The sequence below is a fragment of the Rhodanobacter koreensis genome (genome assembly GCF_054782855.1).
Genome location: NZ_BAAGRR010000001.1, coordinates 239,429 through 261,203, shown reverse-complemented (window position 1 = coordinate 261,203; position 21,775 = coordinate 239,429). Strand labels below are relative to the sequence as shown.

14 protein-coding genes are annotated in these 21,775 nt (G+C 64.9%); 8 read left to right on the top strand and 6 right to left on the bottom strand.

Going from position 1 to position 21,775, the window contains the following annotated elements; translation table 11 throughout:
• Positions 1 to 93: 93 nt before the first annotated feature.
• Positions 94 to 2,133 (bottom strand): elongation factor G, encoded by a 2,040-nt coding sequence (gene fusA / locus ACYVKM_RS01130; RefSeq protein WP_460875149.1) that lies wholly within the window; start codon positions 2,131 to 2,133, stop codon positions 94 to 96.
• Positions 2,134 to 2,574: 441 nt separating this feature from the next.
• On the opposite strand from fusA, the gene ACYVKM_RS01125 reads away from it, so the two are divergent.
• The 4 genes from ACYVKM_RS01125 (at position 2,575) to ACYVKM_RS01110 (ending at position 6,620) form a co-directional block, all read left to right on the top strand.
• Positions 2,575 to 3,417 (top strand): hypothetical protein, encoded by an 843-nt coding sequence (locus ACYVKM_RS01125; protein ID WP_460875148.1) that lies wholly within the window; start codon positions 2,575 to 2,577, stop codon positions 3,415 to 3,417.
• An 86-nt stretch (positions 3,418 to 3,503) separates the two neighbouring features.
• Positions 3,504 to 5,492 carry a hypothetical protein gene (locus ACYVKM_RS01120; protein WP_460875147.1) on the top strand — a complete coding sequence of 663 codons (1,989 nt, stop codon included), beginning with the start codon at positions 3,504 to 3,506 and terminating at the stop codon, positions 5,490 to 5,492.
• 72 nt (positions 5,493 to 5,564) lie between these two features.
• On the top strand, positions 5,565 to 5,987 hold the full coding sequence (locus ACYVKM_RS01115; protein WP_460875146.1) for a hypothetical protein: 423 nt from the start codon (positions 5,565 to 5,567) through the stop codon (positions 5,985 to 5,987).
• Positions 5,988 to 6,053: 66 nt separating this feature from the next.
• Positions 6,054 to 6,620 (top strand): hypothetical protein, encoded by a 567-nt coding sequence (locus tag ACYVKM_RS01110; protein WP_460875145.1) that lies wholly within the window; start codon positions 6,054 to 6,056, stop codon positions 6,618 to 6,620.
• A 225-nt stretch (positions 6,621 to 6,845) separates the two neighbouring features.
• On the opposite strand, the gene ACYVKM_RS01105 is transcribed toward ACYVKM_RS01110, so the two are convergent.
• The 5 genes from ACYVKM_RS01105 to ACYVKM_RS01085 all read right to left on the bottom strand — a co-directional run bounded on the left by ACYVKM_RS01105 (position 6,846) and on the right by ACYVKM_RS01085 (position 14,432).
• A complete protein-coding gene (locus ACYVKM_RS01105; protein WP_460875144.1) occupies positions 6,846 to 9,131 on the bottom strand; it encodes a xanthine dehydrogenase family protein molybdopterin-binding subunit in 2,286 nt (761 codons plus the stop codon).
• Positions 9,128 to 9,664: a (2Fe-2S)-binding protein gene (locus ACYVKM_RS01100; RefSeq protein WP_460875143.1), complete on the bottom strand. Its 537-nt coding sequence runs from the start codon at positions 9,662 to 9,664 to the stop codon at positions 9,128 to 9,130. Before ACYVKM_RS01100 ends, ACYVKM_RS01105 begins: the two co-directional genes overlap by 4 nt.
• 51 nt (positions 9,665 to 9,715) lie before the next feature.
• A complete protein-coding gene (locus tag ACYVKM_RS01095; RefSeq protein ID WP_460875142.1) occupies positions 9,716 to 11,041 on the bottom strand; it encodes an APC family permease in 1,326 nt (441 codons plus the stop codon).
• 163 nt (positions 11,042 to 11,204) lie between these two features.
• The gene (locus tag ACYVKM_RS01090) at positions 11,205 to 13,106 is read right to left on the bottom strand and encodes a S53 family peptidase (RefSeq protein ID WP_460875141.1); all 1,902 of its coding nucleotides are present in this window, start codon (positions 13,104 to 13,106) and stop codon (positions 11,205 to 11,207) included.
• Between the two features lie 444 nt (positions 13,107 to 13,550).
• Complete coding sequence (locus ACYVKM_RS01085) at positions 13,551 to 14,432, bottom strand: PhzF family phenazine biosynthesis protein (RefSeq protein WP_460875140.1); 882 nt, start codon at positions 14,430 to 14,432, stop codon at positions 13,551 to 13,553.
• Between the two features lie 182 nt (positions 14,433 to 14,614).
• On the opposite strand from ACYVKM_RS01085, the gene ACYVKM_RS01080 reads away from it, so the two are divergent.
• The 4 genes from ACYVKM_RS01080 (at position 14,615) to murD (ending at position 21,737) form a co-directional block, all read left to right on the top strand.
• On the top strand, positions 14,615 to 16,129 hold the full coding sequence (locus ACYVKM_RS01080; RefSeq protein ID WP_460875139.1) for a fumarate hydratase: 1,515 nt from the start codon (positions 14,615 to 14,617) through the stop codon (positions 16,127 to 16,129).
• A gap of 253 nt (positions 16,130 to 16,382) precedes the next feature.
• Positions 16,383 to 18,995, top strand: a complete 2,613-nt coding sequence (locus ACYVKM_RS01075) for a bifunctional aspartate kinase/diaminopimelate decarboxylase (protein WP_460875138.1) — start codon at positions 16,383 to 16,385, stop codon at positions 18,993 to 18,995.
• Positions 18,996 to 19,032: 37 nt separating this feature from the next.
• Positions 19,033 to 20,364: a UDP-N-acetyl-alpha-D-muramoyl-L-alanyl-L-glutamate epimerase gene (murL, locus tag ACYVKM_RS01070; protein ID WP_460875137.1), complete on the top strand. Its 1,332-nt coding sequence runs from the start codon at positions 19,033 to 19,035 to the stop codon at positions 20,362 to 20,364.
• Positions 20,364 to 21,737: a UDP-N-acetylmuramoyl-L-alanine--D-glutamate ligase gene (gene murD / locus ACYVKM_RS01065; protein WP_460875136.1), complete on the top strand. Its 1,374-nt coding sequence runs from the start codon at positions 20,364 to 20,366 to the stop codon at positions 21,735 to 21,737. Before murL ends, murD begins: the two co-directional genes overlap by 1 nt.
• Positions 21,738 to 21,775 lie beyond the last annotated feature (38 nt).

Below are 21,775 nucleotides of genomic sequence, written 5' to 3'. Positions count from 1 at the left end.
GCCCTGCGCAGTGTGTGCTGAAGGAATACGGATCGCGGCATCCCGCCATGGATCAAGTGCTGGCGCGGTGAAGGCCACGATCCGGTGCTGGAGTTAGTCCTCCTCCACATGCGGTTTCCATGCCTCGCTGAGCTGCTTCTGCACGTTCGGCGGTACCGCCTCATAGTGGCTGAGGTCGAGGCTGTAGCGGCCGCGGCCACCAGTCATCGACTTCAGCTCGGTCGGATAGTCGATCAGTTCGGCCAGCGGCGCCTGCGCCTTGATCACCAGTTCGCCGCCGCGTTGGGCGTCGGTGCCCATGATGCGCGCGCGCTTGCCGGCGAGGCCGCCGGTGACGTCGCCGACGTTGTGCTCGGGTATGGCCACCTCGACGTTCACGATCGGTTCCAGCACGGTCGGCTTTGCCTTGCCGACGGCGTCGAGAAACGCCTTCTTGCCCGCACTGATGAAGGCCACTTCCTTCGAGTCGACGGGGTGGTATTTGCCGTCGTACACGGTCACGCGCAGGTCCTGCAGCGGATAGCCGGCGATCGCGCCATGCTCCATCGCCTGGCGCACGCCCTTCTCGATCGCCGGCAGGAACTGGCCGGGAATCACGCCACCCTTCACGGCGTCGACGAATTCGAAACCGGCACCGCGCTCGAGTGGTTCCACCCGCAGGAACACTTCGCCGAACTGGCCCGCACCGCCGGTCTGCTTCTTGTGCCGGTGATGCCCCTCGGCGTGGGCAGCGATGGTTTCGCGGTAGGCGATGCGTGGTGGATGGGTCACCACCTCGACGCCGTAGCGTTCGCGCATGCGCTCCAGCATCACCTTCAGATGCAGGTCGGAAAGGCCGCGCACCACCGTTTCGTTGAGTTCCTTGTGGTGCTCGACGCGAAAGCACGGATCTTCCTCGGCCAGCCGTCCCAGCGCATTGGAGAGTTTCTGCTCCTGGCCCTTGTGCTTGGGTTCCAGCGCCAGGCCATACATCGGTGCAGGAAACGCCAGCGGCGCCAGCGTGATGCGATCCTCGTCGTGCGAGTCGTGCAGCACCGCATCGAAATGGATGTCCTCGATCTTGGCCACCGCGGCGATATCGCCGGGGATCGCCGCCTCGATCTCCACGTGTGTCTTGCCCTGCACGCGGAACAGATGGCCGACCTTGAATGGCTTGCGGCCGTCGTCGATCAGCAGCTGGCTGTCGCGGCGGATCGTGCCCTGCCATACGCGGAACACGCCGAGTTTGCCGACGAAGGGATCGTTGACGATCTTGAACACGTCGGCGATCACGTGGCTGGCCGGGTCGGCACTGACCATCAGCGGTTCGCCATCGCCGCGTACGAATGGTGGCGGGTTGCCTTCGTCGGGATTCGGCAGCAACCGTTCGGCGACATCCAGCCATTCACGAACGCCCACGCCGGTGCGTGCGCTGACGAAGCAGATCGGAACCAGATGGCCTTCGCGCAGGCACTGCTCGAACGCATCGTGCAACTGCTGTGGTGTCAGCGCACTTTCGCCGGCGTCGAGGTAGGCACCCATCATCGTCTCGTTGATCTCGACCACCTGGTCCAGGATGCGCTGGTGCGCTTCGGCCAGCGAGGAGAAATCGGTGGCACCTTCGCTGTGGAAGAAACAGTCCAGCACACGCTTGCCGTGACCGGCCGGCAGGTTCACCGGCAGGCATTCGTTGCCAAATTCCTCGCGCAGCGCATCCACCAGCGCGCCCAGGTTGGCACCGTCGAAGTCGATCTTGTTGATCACCAGCATGCGTGCCAGTCCGCGCGAGCGTGCATGCGCCATCATGCGGCGGGTGCCGTGTTCGATGCCGTTGATCGCATTGACCACGACCGCCACGGTTTCCACCGCCGCCAATGCGGACAGCGTGGCGCCGCGGAAATCCGCGTAGCCCGCGGTGTCGATCAGGTTGAGGTGACAGCCGCCGTGGTCGATATGCGCGACGCAGCTGTCGATCGAATGTGCGCGCGCCTTTTCCTGGCTGTCGGTATCGGAGACGGTGGTGCCGCGCTCCACCGAGCCCGGTGTCTGGATCGCGCCGCCGGCCATCAGCAGGGCCTCGAACAGCGTGGTCTTGCCCACGCCGGCGTGGCCGGCGAGCGCGATGTTGCGGATGCTTTCCGTGTTGTACGACACGATGCGACCCTCCCATGACTGGGCGCGGATCGTGTCGGCATGGACAACGGCGCCGCACGAAGCCGCGCGTTGGCGACTGAAGTGGCGGGCCGTCATGGTCGTCCATCGCAGGTTCGGGACGAGGGCGGTCATGGCGGGGCGGCGGGTGACGCCGCCCGCCTAGATTTGAGCGAATGCCGGGTGCGGTCAAGCTGCAGTGCGGGGAACCGGGGCCGCGCCGGGCGGTCTGTCATGGGCACGTGAAACCCCCATGTGCATGCGCGAGTCCTCCCGCGTTCAAATGTCATCCGGCATCCTGCCGGCAGTCATCCGCGTCACCGAGGTGTCGTCATCGCTCATTCGCTGCAGGTCGAACAGCACAGCCAGCCGTCGCCGGACGATGGGCGGACGGATCGTGGGCTGACTCCGCTGGACGCGCCGACCCGGGCGAGGTTGCGGCAAGTGCGCTGGCGCGAGCCGTGGCGGGAGCGACGCTGGCACGTATTGGCGCTGGTCGTGGCGCTCTTGCTGCACGTGGTGTTCATGCTGGTGATCTGGGGCGAGATGCACCCGCCGCCGGCAACGGTACCGCCGCATGCGCGGCCGGAGGAGGTGTTGGAGGTGCGCTTCATCACACACCAGCCGAAGCCCGTGGTTCAGCCACCGCCGACACCGCCGCCGCTGGCAAGACCACGCGCAACGCCGAAGCCGCACGAGCCGATATCGAAGGAAGCGATGACGGTGCAGTTGCCACCGACGCCGAAACCGGCCGACACGTCGCGGCTGTTCGACAGCAATGGCCAGCCTCGACTGCCGGCCGCGGCTGCCAGCGCACCGACACCAGGCTATGTGCAGAACCTGCCGCAGGGCGACACGCAGGTCATGCGGCACGACAATCCGGTCAAGTACCAGGCGACACGTTTCGATGACGACTGGAGCGGCAGGGGCAACGTGGTCGACAACGCCCTGCAGAAGCTGGTGGACAAGACCACGGTCAAGAAAACCATCCGGCTGCCCGGTGGCGTGCGCATCCACTGCGGCGTTTCCCTTGCGATGCTGGCCGGCGGCTGCGGTGGCGATCCGCCGCCACCACCCTCGGCGAAGGATGGCGACGAGCGCCTGAGCATGGCGCCCACACCACTGGCGGCCGATCCACATGCGCCCAAGCCGCCGGGTATCGAGGCGTGTATTGCGATGTACCGTGCCGGCAAACCGCTGGCGTGGGGTTGTCCGGTCGATACGCCGAATCGCGCGGTCGACGCCGAACTGCATGATCGTGCCGCGGGGGCCGCCAGTCATCCCTGAGAGCCTGTTCCATGTCTCCACGCGGAGACATGGAACAGGCTCTGAGTGTCATGCGGAACCACGGCGGTGCCCGTTACACTGGCCGCATGCCCTTGCCGCCCCCGGATCAACCTGCCGCCGGCCCTCCTGCCAGCCACCCTTCGCGGACCATCCTGAGCTCGCCGCTGGCTGCCGCCACTCGTGCCGGCATCTATCGCCGGCGTCGCCGCGAGCGCCCGGGCGAGCGATGGCCGCGCGTGTTCGCAGCGGTGGGTACCTTGCTGGTGCACCTGGTCTTCCTGTTTAGTTTCGTGCTCGGGCCGGCCTATGAGGTGAAGCCGCCGAGGGAGTCGAAAGAGCAGTTCCTGCAGGTGCGCCTGATCGAGGCGCCCGAGCCCCCGCCGCCGCCGCTTGGCACGCCACCGAAAGAGCTGGGGCCGCGTCATCAGGGCAGTGCCAGTCGAGCCGTATCCGTCAGCCGTCGCAGCACAAGCATGCAGGCCGTCGTCACGGCACAGGCAGCGGTCCCGGCCTCTGCATCGCCGGTAGTTGCGCAGACGACGAAGTCCGGCGCGCCGACACCGAGACCAGTGGCTTCGCCGCCACCGCCGGTCAGCCTGCCGCGACCCGCGCCGGCGCCATCACTGCAACCGATCACGCAGGCTGGTGTACCGCCGACGGTGAGCCTGCCCACCCCGGTACTGCAGCCGCCGGTACCGCCGAAGTTCCAACCCGAGCCGGTGCGCCGGCCGCAGCTCGAAGGCACCCGTCCACTGCCGCCACCGCCTTCGCTGGCACTGCCGACGCGGGCGGTGTCGGCGATGCCACCGATCACGGTGTCGAACATCGCGTTGAACACCACGGTACCGAAGGCCGATACGCCCGCGAGCGTGACGCCGGTCCGTGCCGAAGTGCCGGCAACACCGCCGGTACCCGAGCCGCAGCCGATCACGCTGCCGGCGCAGCCGCTGCCCACGGTAAATCTGCAGCCCCGGCTGAGCGTGCCTGCGGCAAGCGTGCCGCGCGAACAGCCGAAGCTGCAGGCAGCGAAGATCGATGTGGCCGAACCGGAACTGGCGGTGGTTCCGCCGGCACCGGTGGCTCCGGCGCAGGTGCAAGTACACGCACCGTCGGTGAAGGTCGAAAGCGCGCAGAAGGCTTCCGCGTCGATTCCCCTGTCGCCGATCGAGCGGCCGCAGATCAGCGCGCCGCCTGCCGTCACCGTCACTACCGTCACCCCGTCGCCGGCGACGGCGAGCACGCCGAGCGAGTCGCCGGCACCGACCGCGAGCGGGCAGCCGGCGGCCACGTCCAGTCCGGGCCACACCGGTACGGAGCGTGACGTCAGCACGGCGCCCAATGCCACCCCGCAGGGCAGCGATACCGCCATACCCGGCGAGCCCAACGGGGTGGCTGCCGTGCCGGAAAGCGAGGGTCATCATGCCCATGGCCCACAGCCCACGCCTGGGCAGGGCAACGCCAGCGGCACCGGTGGCAAGGAATCCGGCACCGGCCAGGCCGGTGGCAACCAGCCCGGTGCAGCCAAAGGAGCAAGGCAGGGTTCACCGAACGGCTACGTACAGCTGAAGCCGAGCGGTGACACCCAGATCATGGGGCATGGCACGCCGAACATCGGTTACCAACCCACCCGCTTCGATGCGGACTGGACCCCGGAAGACGAAAGCTCGGTCGATACGGCGTTACGCCATGCCGTGGAAAAGACCACGGTCGCGCATACCTTCCACCTGCCACGCGGCATACGCGTCGAATGCAAGGTCGTGCCATTGCTGCCGATGGCCCTGTTCGGCTGCGGCAATCCCGATCCGCCGCCTGCACCCGTCGCCGCCAAGGTCTACGACCGACTGCATCTGGCACCTGCCAATCCGGTGGCTGCACCCACGCCATCGCCAGCGACCAGCACCGTGGCATCGGCAACGCCGATTCATCTCGACAACAGCGTGCAATGTGCCGAAGCCCGCGTCGCCGGTGGTCCGCCACCGCCCGGTTGCGAAGGAATCACGCTGCCGGTCAAGCTGGCTCATCCCTCCACCTCGTCATCCACCTCATGGGTGCCGGCGAGCGATCAGTTCCACTGAGGGGTACGGCGAGGGCAGGCTGCAGGATTAGACTGCGTTTGAAATCTACTTTGAGTTAGGTCCACATAAAGCATGGAGACGACGATCCCCGTTTACTACTTGGATGAGCCTCTGAGCGATGAGGACAGAACGTTTATCCTTGGGTCTCTGGCAGCGCGCGAGGGCATTGGCTTAAATTCCAAAATCATACAGAACCGGGTCGCAACTGTGCTCCCCGCTCATGTTGACGGCACACTACGTGAGCCCACTTCTGACATCGAGCTGCTCAAGAAGCACCTAGTTCGAGCTGGGTTACGTAAGGATGCCGGGAGGCAAGTGGTTTGGGTTATGCCAAAAGACACCGCTTGGGGTGCCCGCTTCCAGCTGTCGATTTTCGAGATAACTGGTTTCTATCCCTATGTCCTGCAGCGCTGGAGCTGTAACGAGGACGGGGCGCTTGTAAAGCGCGACACACGGTTGATCGACGGTCACGGAATGATGGGCGGCAAGGGATAGCATGGAGCCTAACAATTCGTTCAAAGTGGACGGCTACGCTGCCGCTTAACTCCAGCGTTATGCCGCATGGAAACTGTTATGACGTCGCCAAGTAAAGAGCAGCAGGAAGCCGCACAACAATTTGTTGGTTTGGTTGTCACAGCACTAAATAATGACAAAGGTGTACACGCAGAGACCGCAATTGCTGCGACAGCACGTATGGCTGGCACCTTTTTGTTCCGATCTTTTGCATTTTCGCTTTCCTCAGTAACTCCAGGGCAGGCTGTTCTCTCCGATGTGGCAAACGAACAAGGCCCGAGGCTTGTCCAGATTCTTGGCAACGTATTGGCTCATGTCGGCATCGAGTTGGACAGCTCCAAGCTCGTCCCGAACAAAGACCCCGCTCACCAGCCTCAGCTGGACTTCCTTTCCACCCAAAGACAGCTAGAGCCAGTGTTCTTGCGCACCCAGGAGGCGCTCAACCTTTCATATGTAGAAGCGGCACAGGCAGCTGCAATAGCAACCGCACTCCTGATTCAAAAGTGCGTTCCGGTACTAGAGCCACACCTTGCCTTTGGCATCGCTGCATACGGATTTGTCGAGGGTTCAAAGACAGCTCCCGATCCGGTGACCCTTGATCGAGTTGCGGTATGAGTAGCCGTTCAAGGTGAACAGTTTCGCCGTCGCTTCATTCCAGCGTCAGGCGGCACAGAATGAACTCGCGAGCAATCGAAGACTAGGCAAGCGCATACATTTCCGTAAGAACTGCCTGTCAACATCACACACCTGATGCTCTTGCCCCGAGCTTTCGGTTACCGCTGATCTTGGTGTTGTTCCTTTTGCGGCAGTGTCGTGTCAGTGCCGCGCGGGATGCAATGCTCACAGCAACCGCAGCAACTCCTTCATCAACGGCAGCCGGCGAACGCGCACGGCGGTGGCGCGGAACACGGCGTTGGCCAGCGCAGGGGCAGCGGTGGGCATGGCGAGGAAGCTGGCGCCGGTGGGTGGGAGGTCATCGCGCGGCACCGTGATCACTTCCACCGCATCGGGCAGCTGGGCCATGCTGGCCAGCGGGTAATCCTTGAAATTGTGCTGCTGGATCTGGCCATCCTTGAACGTGATCGCCAGGTTGAGTGCGGTGGAGAGCGCATCGAGCGTGGCACCGGCGACCTGGCCTTGCAGACCCTGCGGGTTGATCACGCGGCCGACGTCGACCGCGCAGACGACACGCTGGATGATCAGTTTCTCGCCCTGCATCGCCACTTCGATCGCATGCGCCACATAGGCGCCGTTGACGTGCCAGCAGGCGATGCCGAGGCCGTTCACGCTGTGCAGCCAGTTCTTCCACTCGATGCGGTCGGCGACCAGCTTCAGCACGTTGATCAGCCGGCCGGTGTCCAGTACGCCACCGGCGCTCAGCGACAGCTGACGCGGGGCGCCGAGTATGCGCAGGTGCGTGTCGAGCGGATCCTCCTTCATGCTGTGCGCGATTTCGTCGATGAAACTTTCCACCGCGAACGCGTTGCTGAGGTGCGGCATGCCGCGCATCGGCCCACGCGGAATCGACGAGTTGAGTGCATACCAGTCGCTGCGGAAGTTGGGCACGAGTGCGGCCGGCAGCTGATCGGCCTCGAGCTCGGAGGTCCACAGGCGGTTGTCCGGCACGCCGCGGCGCACCAGCGCCGAGGCGCTGGCCATGCGCTGGTTCCAGCCCAGCAACTCGCGCTTGCGGTCGAGAACCACGCTGAGCTGATGCACGCTGCCGGAACGGTAGTAGTCGTGATCGAGATCCTGTCCGTGTGTCCACAGCAGGCGCACCGGCTTGTCGACCACCTTGGCCAGCATCACCGCTTCGGCGACGTAGTCGTGGTCGAGCCGGCGTCCGTAACCGCCGCCGACACGCGGCACGCTGATCTCGATCTGCGCAGGGGCGAGGCCGGTCAGGCGCTGCACCACGGCCCAGGCTTGCTGTGGTGCCTGGGTCGGTACGACCACGCTGGCGTGATCCTTGGCCAGCCGGATCAGGCAGTTCATCGGCTCGGCCGTGGCATGCGCCAGCCATGGCTGGTAGTAGGTTGCCTGCAACCGGCGTGCGGCCTTCTTGCCGGCGGCCTCGACGTCGCCGTCGTTGCGCACGCGCATGGAGGGATCGGTCTTGCCGGCGACCAGTGCTTCGGCCTGCTGCTCCAGCGTGGCACTGCTTTCGGCACCGCTGGCGCCGGGTTTCCACTCGAGCTTGAGTTTCTGCCGGCCTTGCAGGGCCGACCAGGTATCTTCGGCGAGTACCGCCACGGCCGGGGCAATCACCGTGCTGCCCAGCGGCTGGCCGGGCTCGGGTTTCAGCTGCACCACCTTCACCACGCCCTTGGTGGCCAAGGTGTCGGCGAAGTCGAAGTGGGCCAGCGTGCCGTCCGGCCACGGGCAATGCGCGAGCACGGCGACGAGGGCGTCGCCGTAGTGGTGGTCGATCGCGAACGGGGTCAGGCCGGTGACGATCCCGCGTGCGTCCACGTCACCGGCGGGCTGGCCGATCAGGCGGTAGCGATCCGGTGTCTTCAGTGGCGGAGGATTGTTCGGCAGGGCGATCTTGCTGGCGTCGCCGGCGAGGCTGGCGTAGCTGAAGCGGCGACCGTCCGGAGCGATCACCATGCCGGAGTCGGTGTGCAGCTTGTCGGCCGGCACGCCGAGCTGGCGGGCCGCAGCCTGCAGCAGTAGCCAGCGCGCCAGTGCCCCTGCCTGGCGCAGGTCGTTCCAGGCGGCGGGAATCGAACCGCCGATGCCGCCGATCTGGCGTCCGTAGGTCCAGCGCGGCTGGCCGTTGTTGTCGGTCACGCCGAGGCCTAGCGGCACCACGCTGACACGGTTCCAGTCGGCATCGAGTTCGTCGGCGATGATCCGCGGCAGCGAGGTGGCCACACCGGTGCCGGTATCCGGATCGCGTGCGCCGATCAGCACATTGCCGTCGCTGTCGATGCGCACATAGGCGCCGAGATCGTAGAAATTGTCGCCGAGCAGGGCGAGCGGCAGCGGTGCATCGGATGCGTTGGCGGTGCGGATGCCAACCATCAGGACGCCGGTGCCAGCAGCCAGCACCTGCAGGAAGCGGCGACGCGAGAGCCTGATGCCATCGGGGGAGGTGTGATCGGAGGTGCCGCGATCGTTCATGCCTGGCCCACCTTGCCGGCGGCGACGCGCTTGATCGCGCTGCGCACACGGGTCTGGCAGCCGCAGCGGCACAGGTTCGGCAACTGGTCGAGATCGTCGTCGCCGGGTTTCGGTTTGCGCCTGAGCAGGTCGACGGCGGCAATCAGCCAGCCGGGCGTGCAGTAGCCGCAGCCGATCGCGTCTTCGTCGATAAAGGCCTGCTGCACGGGATGCAGGCTGCCGTCACTGGCAGCCAGGCCTTCCACCGTGACCACCGACTTGCCGTCCAGTTTGGCCATCGGCTGGGTGGCGGCGGAAACCATCTTTCCATCCAGCAGCACCAGATCGGCCCCGGTTTCACCGTGCATGCCGGCGTACTTGGTGCCGGTCAGCCGCAGCACATCGCGCAGATACCACAGCAGCGGCATCTGCGGATCACCGGTGTGGCGGAAGTGCTCGCCGTTGATCTCAAGATCGATGCCGCCACGCACCTTCTCGGGCACGATGCTGCTTGCCGAGGTTACCGGCGTGGCCAGGTCTTGCGCGGGCGCCATCCAACATCTCCTTGAGTTCGATCCGCACATTGTGGCATTGCTGCCACCGGCTTAGGGATGCGTGCGCCTGAACAAGTGGCGCCAGACCCCATACACCGGCACGCCGGCGCCCATGATCAGCAGCCCGATACCGGCATTGCGCGGGTTGTCGCGCATCGTCATCACCACCACCCACGCCACGATGCCGATGAACAGCAACGGCAGCCACGGGTAGCCCGGCACCCTGAAACTGGCCGTGCTGCCATCGCGGCGGCGATACCAGAACAGCGTGGCGACACCGACCGCACAGGCCAGCCAGTCGCCGAAGGTGGCGTAATCCAGCAGCTGGCCGTAGCTGCCCGACAGTGCCAGCACGATCGCCCAGCCGACCAGCAACAGCAGCGCGGTATTCGGTGTGCGATAACGCGGGTGCAGCCGCGCCACCGAACGGAAGAACAGCCCGTCCTCCCCCATCACCTGCAGCACCCGCGCACCGGCGACCAGGGTGATGTTGCAGAAGCCGAGGGTGGAAATCGCCACGCCGAGCGCGATCAGCTTGGCGCCAAACAGGCCGAATACCTGCTGCATCACGTCCGCGGCCGGCGCGCGACTGGCAGCGAGGCCGGCATGGCCCAGCACCGCCAGGTACGCCACGTTGACCAGTACGTAGGCGATGATCACCAGCAGCATGCCGAGCAGCAGGGCGCGTGGCAGCGTGCGCTGCGGATCGCGTACTTCACCGGCCAGGTTGTTGAGATAGGTGAAACCGGAATACGCAAACAGCACCGGCAGCGCGGCGCCTATGAAACCTGCGCCGCTATGCGCCGGATCGACGGCCAGTACACCAGTGTGGCCGGCGCCTGCCAGGAACAGCCCGCACACCACCAGCACCGCCACGGCCAGCAGCTTGAGCAGGGCGAACAGATTCTGGATCTGTGCACCAAGCCGTATGCCGAACAGGTTGATACCGCCGACGAACACCAGTGCGCCCACTGTCAGCGGCAGGGCCATCGCCGGCGACAGGCCGAACAGCGAGGCTGCATAGCTGGCGAAGATCGTCGCCACCGCGGCGCTGGAGCCCGAATAGATCACCAGCAGCATGGTCCAGCCGAACAGGAAGCCGGCCAGCGGCCCAAACGCCTCGCGCAGGTAGACATAGGTGCCACCGGCATGCGGCCGCCGTGCACCGAGTTCGGCGTAGCAGAGCGCGCCGATCAGGGTGAGTACGCCGGCGCCTGCCCACAGCAGCAGCAGTGTCAGTCCCGAATCGGTGCGTTGTGCGGCAATCCCGGGATTGAGGAAGATGCCGCCGCCGATGATGCCGCCAACCACGATCAGCGCGGCGTCCAGCGGACGCAGGCTGCGGGCATAGCCGCCGGATGGCGAGGAATCACTCATGGACATGGCTGCCGCGGGAAGTGGCAGCGAGCATGCCGATGGGTTTGCTTGACGGCAAGCCCTGGCGCATCGCTGGCCGGTGGCCCGACATGGGCACCAGCCAGCGATGACAGGTCAGACAGGCTCGGAGAACCCGGAGGTTTCCGAGCCGTTGGGCCTGTTCCTAGAAGCCACTGCGCAGGAACAGGTCGAGGTTCGCCACGTTGAGTGAGCCGACGCCCGAGCCTTGGTCGTAGCCGGGGATGCCGCTATAGAACCAGTTGTCGCCGGCGCGGATATCGTTGAATGGCGACCATTGGCTGCCACCGAAGATGTCCTGCAGCAGATAGACCTGCGGATTCCAGAAGCCGATGCGATGTCCGGCACTCTGCGTCAGCAAGGCGCTGATACCGTTGAGCTGTGGCGCGACGAAGCTGGTGCCGCCCTCCTGGATGATGCCGCCGTCGCTGGTGGAAACGACGATGTAGCCGCTTTCCGGATCCGCATTCAACGAAATGTCGGGAACGTTTCTGCCGCGGAAGTTGGCCGGCAGCTTCAGCAAGGTGGTGGGGCCTGCCGAGGGGTCGTTGAATACCAGTGACTGATTCTTTTCGCTGCGGCGAATGCCCCGGGTAAGCAGCTGATAGAACGGTTCATTCCAGTAGACACTCACGCCGCCGCCGCCACCTGCGGAGAACAGCTCGCTCTTGGGGAAGAACGGCAGCAGATAGTCCCAGCCCCACACGCTTTCTTTCTTGATGGTCACCGAACCGCCCGAGCGGCTCGTGAAGGTGAACGGCACCGTGGTTCCGCCGGCAGCGGTTATGTACGGATCGGATGCCGGAGAGTCGACGGTCAATGGCCCCGTATATTCATTGGGGCCTGTCCCGTCGCCGAGATCGCGCACGGTGTCGTAAGCGCCCGAATCGCCGGATGCGGCGAACACGGATTGTCCTTGCGCCGCGGCCTCCATGAAGATCTGATGGAACGCCTGCAGGTCGCCGACGTCAGTGGTGTCGGTATCGCTGGCGCCGGTGACGTTCAATGCGGCGAAATTGAAAATCTCCGGCAATCCCCAACTGGTCGAGATGCTGTCCGCCTTGTTGTCGGACACGGCTTGCAGGAAGGCATCGGTGAAGCCATTGCCGGCATTGGGGGCTTCATAGACGAGTATGTTCGCGAAAGGTGCGAGACCGCCGGACTGCTCGACGTCGAGGGCCGTTTCGCCACTGCCACCGTCGATGACACCACCACCGTCGATGGGAATGACCGTGATGCGATTGGGCTTGGTGGTCAGTCCAATGTCAGTCCAGTAGGTCGTCGCGTCCGCCGGATAGAAATTTGACAGGGTGACGATGGCCACGGTCGAACCCTTGCCGGTGATGCCGTGCTGGTAGAGCGGATTGATGTTGTACAGATTGGCGACGTCGCCCACGGTATAGCTGCCCGGTTTGCCCGTCGCAGTGGGATTGCCGCTAGCAGTCTTGCCCGACGTGGTCGGGCCGAGCGCCAGAACCTTCGACTGCCCGGCCAGCGCGGGTGCGCTGATGCGGTGCGACAGGTATTTTCTTTCGTTGCTGAGCCCGCTGGCGAACGCCACGGTGTCGGCCAATGCAGATGGCAGCACCAGGGCCGCGGCGGGGCGATGGAAGGAGCGGCCCGTGGTACGCGAAACGTAGGTGTGAATGGACGTCTGGAAGGCCTGGTTGAACTGGCCGATCGTGCCGGTGGTCTGGATCGCGAGATGGTTCGCCATCACCTGGCTTTCCAGCCCCTGTTTCTGCAGGTACGCCTGGACCCTGGCGATTTCCGCATCGGTGGCGCCGTACTGGCTGGCGAACTGGCTGGTGCTGAGAAACTGGTGGTAATGCGGGCTGCTGGGAGTGACGGTTTGCTGGATGTATTGCTCCAGCGCAGCGGAATTGTGCAGTCTCAGTATCAGCGTGACGTGCACTGGCTGGCTGGTCGCCGCCATGCCCGCGTCGATGCTTGTCTGTGGAGTGGCTGCCAGCGAGGCGGTGCTGAAGCCGGTGAGCAGCAACGCCAGGGACGTTGCGAGAGTAGTGCGATGCAGTTGCGCAAGCATGTGAGTTTCTCCCATGAAGAAATCTCTGGCATGAAGCGGCAGTTTCCCGCGCATTTGTCATCCATGCAGGGGGTCTCGCCGTCAGGCCAGGCCGTAATGCGGTGACTCAGGTAATCCCTAATCCCCAACCGATCTTCATCTGCACAACGGTCCCCCTGAAGATCGTCGCATGCAGATCGCCTAAAGCTACGCGGGACGGGTGCCGAACGGAAGTGTCGCAAAATATTGCGCAAGCGCAATTACTTGATTGGAAGCTTGCGCGTTATTGCGCAATTTGCAGACGGTTTTTGCCATCCCCAAGAATGCGCACTCCCGGGCGCAAGAGGCATGCGGGGCCGCGGGGCGTGTAAGCAAAAACAACCAAACAGGGAAGCGTCGATTTCGGTGTCGAAGCCGGTTATGTCGACTTGGGCGAGGCTCGCGGCACGGTATGTGTCAACGGCATCAGCCGATATGCAATTCACCGCGCACGCCGATCACGCAGGCGCCGCCAATCGTGATGGCGCTGCTGGCCGGATCATGGGCGACTTCCACATAACCATCGCGGCCAACTTCACGCCCCTGACTGGCGCGATAGCGCAGGCCGCAGCCGGCGTGATCACCGCGTGTAATGAGCCATGCCATGATCGCTGCATTGGCGCTGCCGGTAACCGGATCTTCCGGAATGCCATCGGCCGGGCAGAATGCGCGCACGGCCATCGCCACGTCTTCGTCGTGTTCGCGTCCGAACACGCTGACGCCTACGGCGTCCTGCTGCTCGCAGAGTCTGGCGATGATGTCCATGTCCGGTTGCAGCGAGCGCACGGTGGCGGCCTCGTGCAGGTCACAGATGATCCAGTGCGGTCCATTGTCGACGTGACAGGCCTGGTCGTGCGCCAATTCGACGTGCAGTGCGGCAGCCAGGCGGGCACGCAAGGTGTCATCCATCGCGGTCAAACGTGCCGGTGGCGCCTGCACGTGGATGATCCGTGACGGCCCATCGCCTGTCACCCGCACCGGCAACAGGCCGGCTGCGCATTCCTGCACCAGTGAGGTCTTTCCGGTGGGCACCAGGCCGGTCTCGATCGCTGCATAGGCACTGCCCACACTGGGATGACCGGCGAAAGGCAACTCCTGGCGTGGCGTGAAAATGCGCACGCGGTAGTCGGCCTGTGCCTGTGTCGGTGGCAGCAGGAAAGCGGTCTCGGAGAGATTGGTCCAGCGCGCGATGCGCTGCATGGCGTCACTGTCCAGCCCGACGGCGTCGACCACCACGGCCAGCGGATTGCCGTCAAACAGGTGGCTCGCGAAAACGTCCAGTTGCAGGAAACGGCGTGGGCTGGGCATGGTTGTTGGGCGGCGGTCGGAGGGGCCTGAAACCATGCCACTGGCGCTCCGTCGGCGGCAAGTGGACATTCGGCTGCCATGCCGCAGCCAGATTCGAATCGCCCGGTTGCGGCACAATAGACAGGTTGCGCGCTGCGGAAGTGTCCGCAGGCGCTGGTTGCCCACCCATCCAAAGCCGCCCCATGACCACTATCAAGCAAGACGATCTGATCCAGTCCGTTGCCGATGCGCTGCAGTACATCAGCTATTACCACCCGGTCGACTACATCAAGGGCCTCGCCGCCGCCTATGAGCGCGAGGAAAGCCCGGCCGCGAAGGATGCGATGGCGCAGATCCTGATCAACTCGCGGATGGCGGCCGAGGGGCATCGCCCGCTGTGCCAGGACACCGGCATCGTCACCGTGTTCATCAAGGTCGGCATGGATGTGCAGTGGGACGCCACGCTGTCGCTGGACGACATGATCAACGAGGGTGTGCGCCGCGCCTACAACGACCCGGACAACAAGCTGCGCGCGAGCATCCTGGCCGACCCGGCCGGCAAGCGTGTGAACACGAAGGACAACACGCCGGCGGTGATCAACGTGTCGATCGTGCCGGGCAACAAGGTCGACGTGATCGTCGCGGCGAAGGGCGGCGGTTCCGAGGCGAAGTCGAAGTTCGTGATGCTCAATCCGTCCGACTCGATCGTCGACTGGGTGCTGAAGACCGTGCCGACCATGGGTGCCGGCTGGTGTCCGCCGGGGATGCTGGGGCTGGGCATCGGTGGTACCGCCGAGAAGGCGATGCTGATGGCGAAGGAGGCGCTGATGGAGCCGATCGACATCCAGGAGCTGATCGCACGCGGCCCAGCCAATCGCGCCGAGGAACTGCGCATCGAGCTGTACGAGAAGGTCAATGCGCTCGGTATCGGTGCGCAGGGCCTGGGCGGCCTCACCACCGTGCTCGACATCAAGATCAAGGACTACCCGACCCATGCCGCCAATCTGCCGGTGGCATTGATTCCGAACTGCGCCGCCACGCGCCACGCGCATTTCACGCTGGACGGCTCCGGCCCGGTGATGCTCGATCCGCCGTCGCTGGAAGACTGGCCGAAACTGACCTACGACACCTCGAAGGGACGCCGGGTGGATCTCGACACCGTGACGCGCGAGGAAGTGACGAGCTGGAAACCGGGCGAAGTGCTGTTGCTCAACGGCAAGCTGCTGACAGGCCGCGATGCCGCGCACAAGCGCATGGTCGAGATGCTCAACAAGGGCGAGCCGCTGCCGGTCGACTTCAAGGGTCGCTTCATTTACTACGTCGGCCCGGTGGACCCGGTGCGTGACGAGGTGGTGGGACCGGCCGGCCCGACCACCGCCACACGCATGGACAAGTTCACCGAGCAGGTGCTGGCGCAGACTGGCTTGTTGGGCATGGTCGGCAAGGCCGAGCGCGGTCCTGCAGCGATCGATGCGATCAAGAGACACCAGTCGGTCTACCTGATGGCTGTGGGGGGTGCTGCTTATCTGGTGTCCAAGGCGATCAAGGCCTCGCGCGTGGTCGGCTTCGCCGACCTGGGCATGGAGGCGATCTACGAGTTCACCGTGCAGGACATGCCGGTCACCGTGGCGGTGGATTCGGCCGGCACCTCGGTGCACCAGACGGGTCCGAAGGAGTGGCAGGCACGGATTGGCCGGATCCCTGTAGTTATCCAATGACGATGTGCGCGCAGCGCACGCCATGGCCTCCTCCCCCTCGGGGGAGGATTGAGGAGGGGTCAGCTCTTCGTCAAGATCAAGAACACCCCACCCCGACCCTCCCCTGCAAGCAGGGGAGGGGGATGAAGTCACCCGTAAATTCGGACGTCCATACGTCCAAACGGAATTTCCGGGAAAACCATTTGCAATTCCGATGCCGCAGCGCAACACTGCCCGGATGCCTTCCTCCCCCAACCGCCCATAGCGAATGCCCGTGACTCCGCCAAACCCCGTGCCGCTATCTGCGGACGCCCCCTGGATCGTGATGAAGTTCGGCGGCACCAGTGTCGCGACGCTTCCCCGCTGGCAGAACATCCGTGAGCTGGTTGCCAGCCGCCGCGCCGAAGGCGCGCGCGTGCTGGTGGTCGTCTCCGCGCTGACCGGCATTACCGATGCGCTCAAGCAAATGTGCGCGCAGGGCGACGCGGGCAAACGCAGCGAGGCAGCCAAGGCGATCACGCAGAGGCACTACGAGCTGCTGGAACACATGCAGCTGGCTGTGCCGGACACGCTGGCTGCCCGCTTGTCCGAACTGGCAAAACTGGCCGGCGAGGGTACCGCGGCGCTGGGCGAGCTGGCTTGGCAGGCGCAGGTGCAGGCGCATGGCGAGCTGATGTCCAGCGCGCTTGGCGCCGCCTTTCTCAGTCACAGCGGGCTGCCCACGGAATGGCTGGATGCCCGTGACTGCCTGGCTGCCGTGGCATTGCCGAACCAGAACGAGCGCACGCGGTTGCTGTCCTCGATGGTCGATTCGCGGCCCGATCCGGTACTGGCCGCACGGTTGGCGGTGCTGGGCGAGGTGTTCATTACCCAGGGTTTCATTGCCCGAGAGGCACAGGGCCGAACCGTGCTGCTCGGTCGCGGTGGCTCGGACACGTCGGCTTCCTACTTTGGCGCATTGCTGAAGGCGCAGCGGGTGGAGATCTGGACCGACGTGGCCGGCATGTTCACCGCCAATCCGCGCCAGGTACCGGGCGCGCGCCTGCTGCAGCGGCTGGATTACGAGGAGGCGCAGGAAATCGCCTCCACCGGCGCCAAGGTGCTGCATCCGCGCTGCCTGTCGCCGCTGCGCGAGCCGCGTGTGCCGTTGCTGATCAAGGACACCAACCGCCCTGAACTCGACGGCACGGTGATCGGTCCCGAAGTGCGCGCGCACGCGCCCAGCGTCAAGGCGATCAGCGCGCGCAAGGGCATCACCCTGGTGTCGATGGAGTCGGTCGGCATGTGGCAGCAGGTCGGCTTCCTTGCCGACGTGTTCGCCCAGTTCAAGCAACACGGCTTGTCGGTCGACCTGATCGGTTCGGCCGAGACCAATGTCACCGTGTCGCTCGATCCCACCGAGAACCTGCTCGACTCCGACGCGATTGCCGCGCTGGCCACTGACCTGGCCAAGGTATGCCGGGTCAAGGTGATTGCGCCGTGCGCGGCGATCACCCTGGTCGGTCGCGGCATGCGTTCGCTGCTGCATACGCTGTCCGGCGTGCTGGCCGAGTTCGGCCAGTTGCGCGTGCACCTGATTTCGCAATCGTCGAACAACCTCAACCTCACCTTCGTGGTGGACGAGGAAGTGGTCGACACGCTGCTGCCGCACCTGCACGACCTGCTGATCGCCGCCGGTGCGCTGCGCACCGACGACAGCGCACTGTTCGGTCCCAGCTGGCAGGCGCTGTATGGCAGTGGTGAGGCAACTGGTGCAGCGACGGCGTGGTGGCGTGGCTCGGCGCGGCAGCAGTTGCTGGAACTGGCTGCCGAAGCCACGCCACGCTATGTCTATCACCTGCCGACGGTACGCCAGCAGGCGCGCGAGCTGAAAACGCTCGCCGCAGTGGATCGCCTGCATTACGCGGTCAAGGCGAACACGCATCCAGCCATCCTGCGCGTGCTGGCCGAAGAGGGTTTCGGTTTCGAGTGCGTTTCACCCGGCGAACTGAAAGCGGTGAGTGCCGTGGTGCCTGAAGCGGCACCGCTGCTGTTCACGCCGAACTTCGCGCCGCGCGAGGATTACGCATGGGCGCTGGGTACGCGTGCCACCGTTTCGCTCGATTCGCTGTATCCGCTGGAGCACTGGGGCGAACTGTTCCGTGGTCGCGAGATCGTCCTACGCGTGGATCTGGGGCGCGGTCTCGGCCACCACGAAAAGGTGCGCACCGGCGGCAGCGGCAGCAAGTTCGGCTTGCCGGCGGAACTGATCGATGCCTTCCTGCGACTGGCCGATGCGCATGGCGTGATCGTGCGTGGTCTGCATGCGCATCTGGGCTCGGGCATTCTGGACGACGCCCATTGGGGCGAGGTCTATGGCCAGCTGGCCAGTCTGGCCGAGCGCATCGGCAGCGTCAGCTTCATCGATATCGGCGGTGGCCTCGGCGTGCCGTCGCATCCGGGTGAGGCGCGGCTCGACATTGCGGCGCTCGACCGCGTGCTGCGCGAGGTCAAGGCAGCCTATCCGCACTATCAACTGTGGATGGAGCCGGGGCGTTATCTGGTGGCCGATGCCGGCGCGTTGCTGGCGCAGGTAACCCAGCTGAAGGGCAAGGGCGCATTCCGTTACCTCGGCATCGACACCGGCATGAACAGCCTGATCCGTCCCGCGCTGTACGATGCCTGGCACGAGATCGTGAACCTGACTCGGCTCGACGAACCGGCCACCGCGCTGTACCAGGTGGTGGGTCCGATCTGCGAGAGCGGCGACGTGCTCGGCACCGATCGTCGCCTGCCGGAGGCACAGGAGGGTGACGTGATCCTGATTGCCCAGGCTGGTGCGTACGGCAAGGTGATGTCCTCGCACTACAACCTGCGCGACGAAGCCGACGAGATCGTGATCGAATAGGCGCTACGGCGCGGAGAAAGTATTGGTGAGTACCGTGATGCAACCCCGCCTGACCCAGGTCTTCCGTTTCGTGCGCTGCAGCTACGCCGATGGCGTGGCCGAGCTGGCGTACGCGTTCGACGACGGTGAGGAGCTGGTCGAGCGGATTCGTTTCCCGAATGCGCTGGCGGTTCCGGCTGCGCGCGCCGCGGCATTTGAGGCGGCGCTGAAACTGCTGCATCTGATCGCCGGCGTAAGCTACTACAAGGCTGGTGTGCCGCCGAAAATCGAGGTGGCCAGCGGCCCACTCGATGATGCCACTGCCGAATTGCTTGATCAGCTGTATCTGCACGGGCTGGCTGAGTTTGCCTATCGCAACGGGTTGGACTTGCGTGGGCGCATAGCGTTTCCACGTGGCGGCGCGGCACCATCGGTGGCAAAGGCCGCGGGTTTGCCGAAACGCACGCTGGTGCCGATCGGCGGTGGCAAGGATTCGCTGGTTGCGGTCGAGGCAATCAAGTCGATCGGCGGCGAAGCGACTGCGGTGTGGGTCGGCAATTCCGCCTTGATCGCCGCCTGCGCCGAGCGCACCGGCCTGCCCATGTTGAACATCCAGCGCGAACTGGCGCCTGAGCTGTTCGAGCTGAACCGGCTCGGTGCATGGAACGGCCACATCCCGGTGACGGCAGTGAATTCGGCGATCCTCGCGGTGGCCGCCATCCTGTACGGTTATGACTCCATCACGTTCGCCAACGAGCGCTCCGCCTCGGCCGCCACGCTGGAATACGAAGGCCAGCAGGTGAACCACCAGTGGAGCAAGGGTTACGCGTTCGAGCAACTGCTTGGTGACTGGTTGCATACCCACGTGGCCAGCGATCTCGACTATTGCTCGCTGTTGCGCCCGTATTCGGAGCTGGCGATCACCCGGGCATTCGCGAAGTTGACGCCGTATTTCGACGTGTTTTCCAGTTGCAACCGCAACTTCAGGATTCTCGGCCCGAAGCCGGCGGATCGCTGGTGCGGGCAGTGCCCGAAATGCCACTTCGTGTTTCTCGCGCTGGCACCGTTCCTGCCCAAGCCGCGGCTGCTGTCGATTTTCGGTCGCAACCTGCTGGATGATGAAAACCAGGCCGGCGGCTTCGACGCGTTGCTCGAGTACCAGGATCACAAGCCATTCGAATGCGTGGGCGAAGGTGCCGAGGCACGCGCTGCGATGTACGCGCTGAGTCAGCGGCCGGAATGGCAGGAGGACGCGCTTGTCGAACGCTTCCGCAGCGAGATCCTGCCGCAGCTCGATGCCACGCAGCTGGCACTGGAACCGTGGCTGGAACCGTCCGCCGAGCAACGCGTGCCGACGCGATTGCAGCCTGCTCTGAAGTCGATCGGCTGATGCGTATCGCTGATCTGGCCGGCCGGCGTGTCGCGATCTGGGGTTTCGGTCGCGAAAGTCGTGCGGCTATCGCGGCGTTGCGCCAGCGGCTGCCGCTGCAGCCGCTGACATTGTTCTGCGGGGTGGCTGAAGTCGAATCGGCACGTGCGTTCGATGCTGCACTGGATATTGTTGCGGGCGAGCCGGATGCGTCGATGCTGGGCGCTTTCGATGTGGTGGTTAAGTCGCCCGGTATTTCGGCATACAAGCCCGCGTTGCTCGCGGCACAGGCACGGGGCACGCAGTTCACGTCCGGTACGGCGCTGTGGTTTGGCGAACACTCCTTCGAAAAGCGGTCCGATGCGCGCGTGATTGCCGTCACCGGTACCAAGGGCAAGAGCACCACCAGTGCGCTGATCGCACACCTGGCGCGCGCACTCGGCCTGCGCACGGCGCTGGCGGGAAATATCGGCTTGCCGCTGCTGGAACTGCTCGATCGGCACGCCGACCTGTGGGTGATCGAGCTGTCCAGTTTCCAGACGGGTGAGGCTGGTCCGCTGGAGCTCGGCGTGATCACCAGCCTGTACGAGGAGCATCTGGACTGGCATGGCTCACGCGAACGCTATGTGGCGGACAAGCTGCGCCTGGCCGATGTCTCCCGGCAACTGCTGGTCAATGCATTGCAGCCGGTATTGCTGGAACGGACGCAGGCACATCCGCACCGCTTGCTGTTTGGCCGGCCTGAAGGCTGGCATGTCGCCGATGGCTTCATCCGTCGTGGCAAGCAAGACGTATTTCCGGTAGAACAGCTGGCCGCGCCAGGCCTGCACAACGCGCTCAATGCCTGCGCCGCGCTGGCGGCACTGGCTGCCGCGGGCATGGATGCACTGGCTGCCGCGCCGGCGCTTGCGCATTTCCGCCCGCTGCCGCATCGCCTGCAACCGCTGGGCGAGCACGATGGCTGGCATTGGATCAATGACTCGATCAGCACCACGCCGCTGGCCACGCTGGCGGCATTGGAAAGCCTGCGTGGTCGAGAGATCACCGTGCTGGTCGGTGGCCATGACCGCGGGCTGGACTGGATGCCGTTTGTCGATGCAATGCATAGCGCACCCGCCCACGCGATCGTCTGCATGGGCAGCAATGGCGCCCGCATCGAAACGGCATTGCGTGCAGATGAAGTGCGTTGCCCGATCGTGCGCGTCCACGATCTCGCCAGCGCGGTGGCCGAGGCGAAAGCGCGCACCCCGAAAGATGGCGTGATCCTGCTGTCGCCCGGTGCACCCAGTTTCGATCAGTTCAAGGATTACGCGGAACGTGGTCGGTGTTTTACCGCGCTGGGCGGTTTCGACGCTGCCGCCATCAGCGGGATCGACGGGCTTGGTATCGGTTGATTGCAGGGACGAAAAGGGCCGTGATTCACTTGAATCAC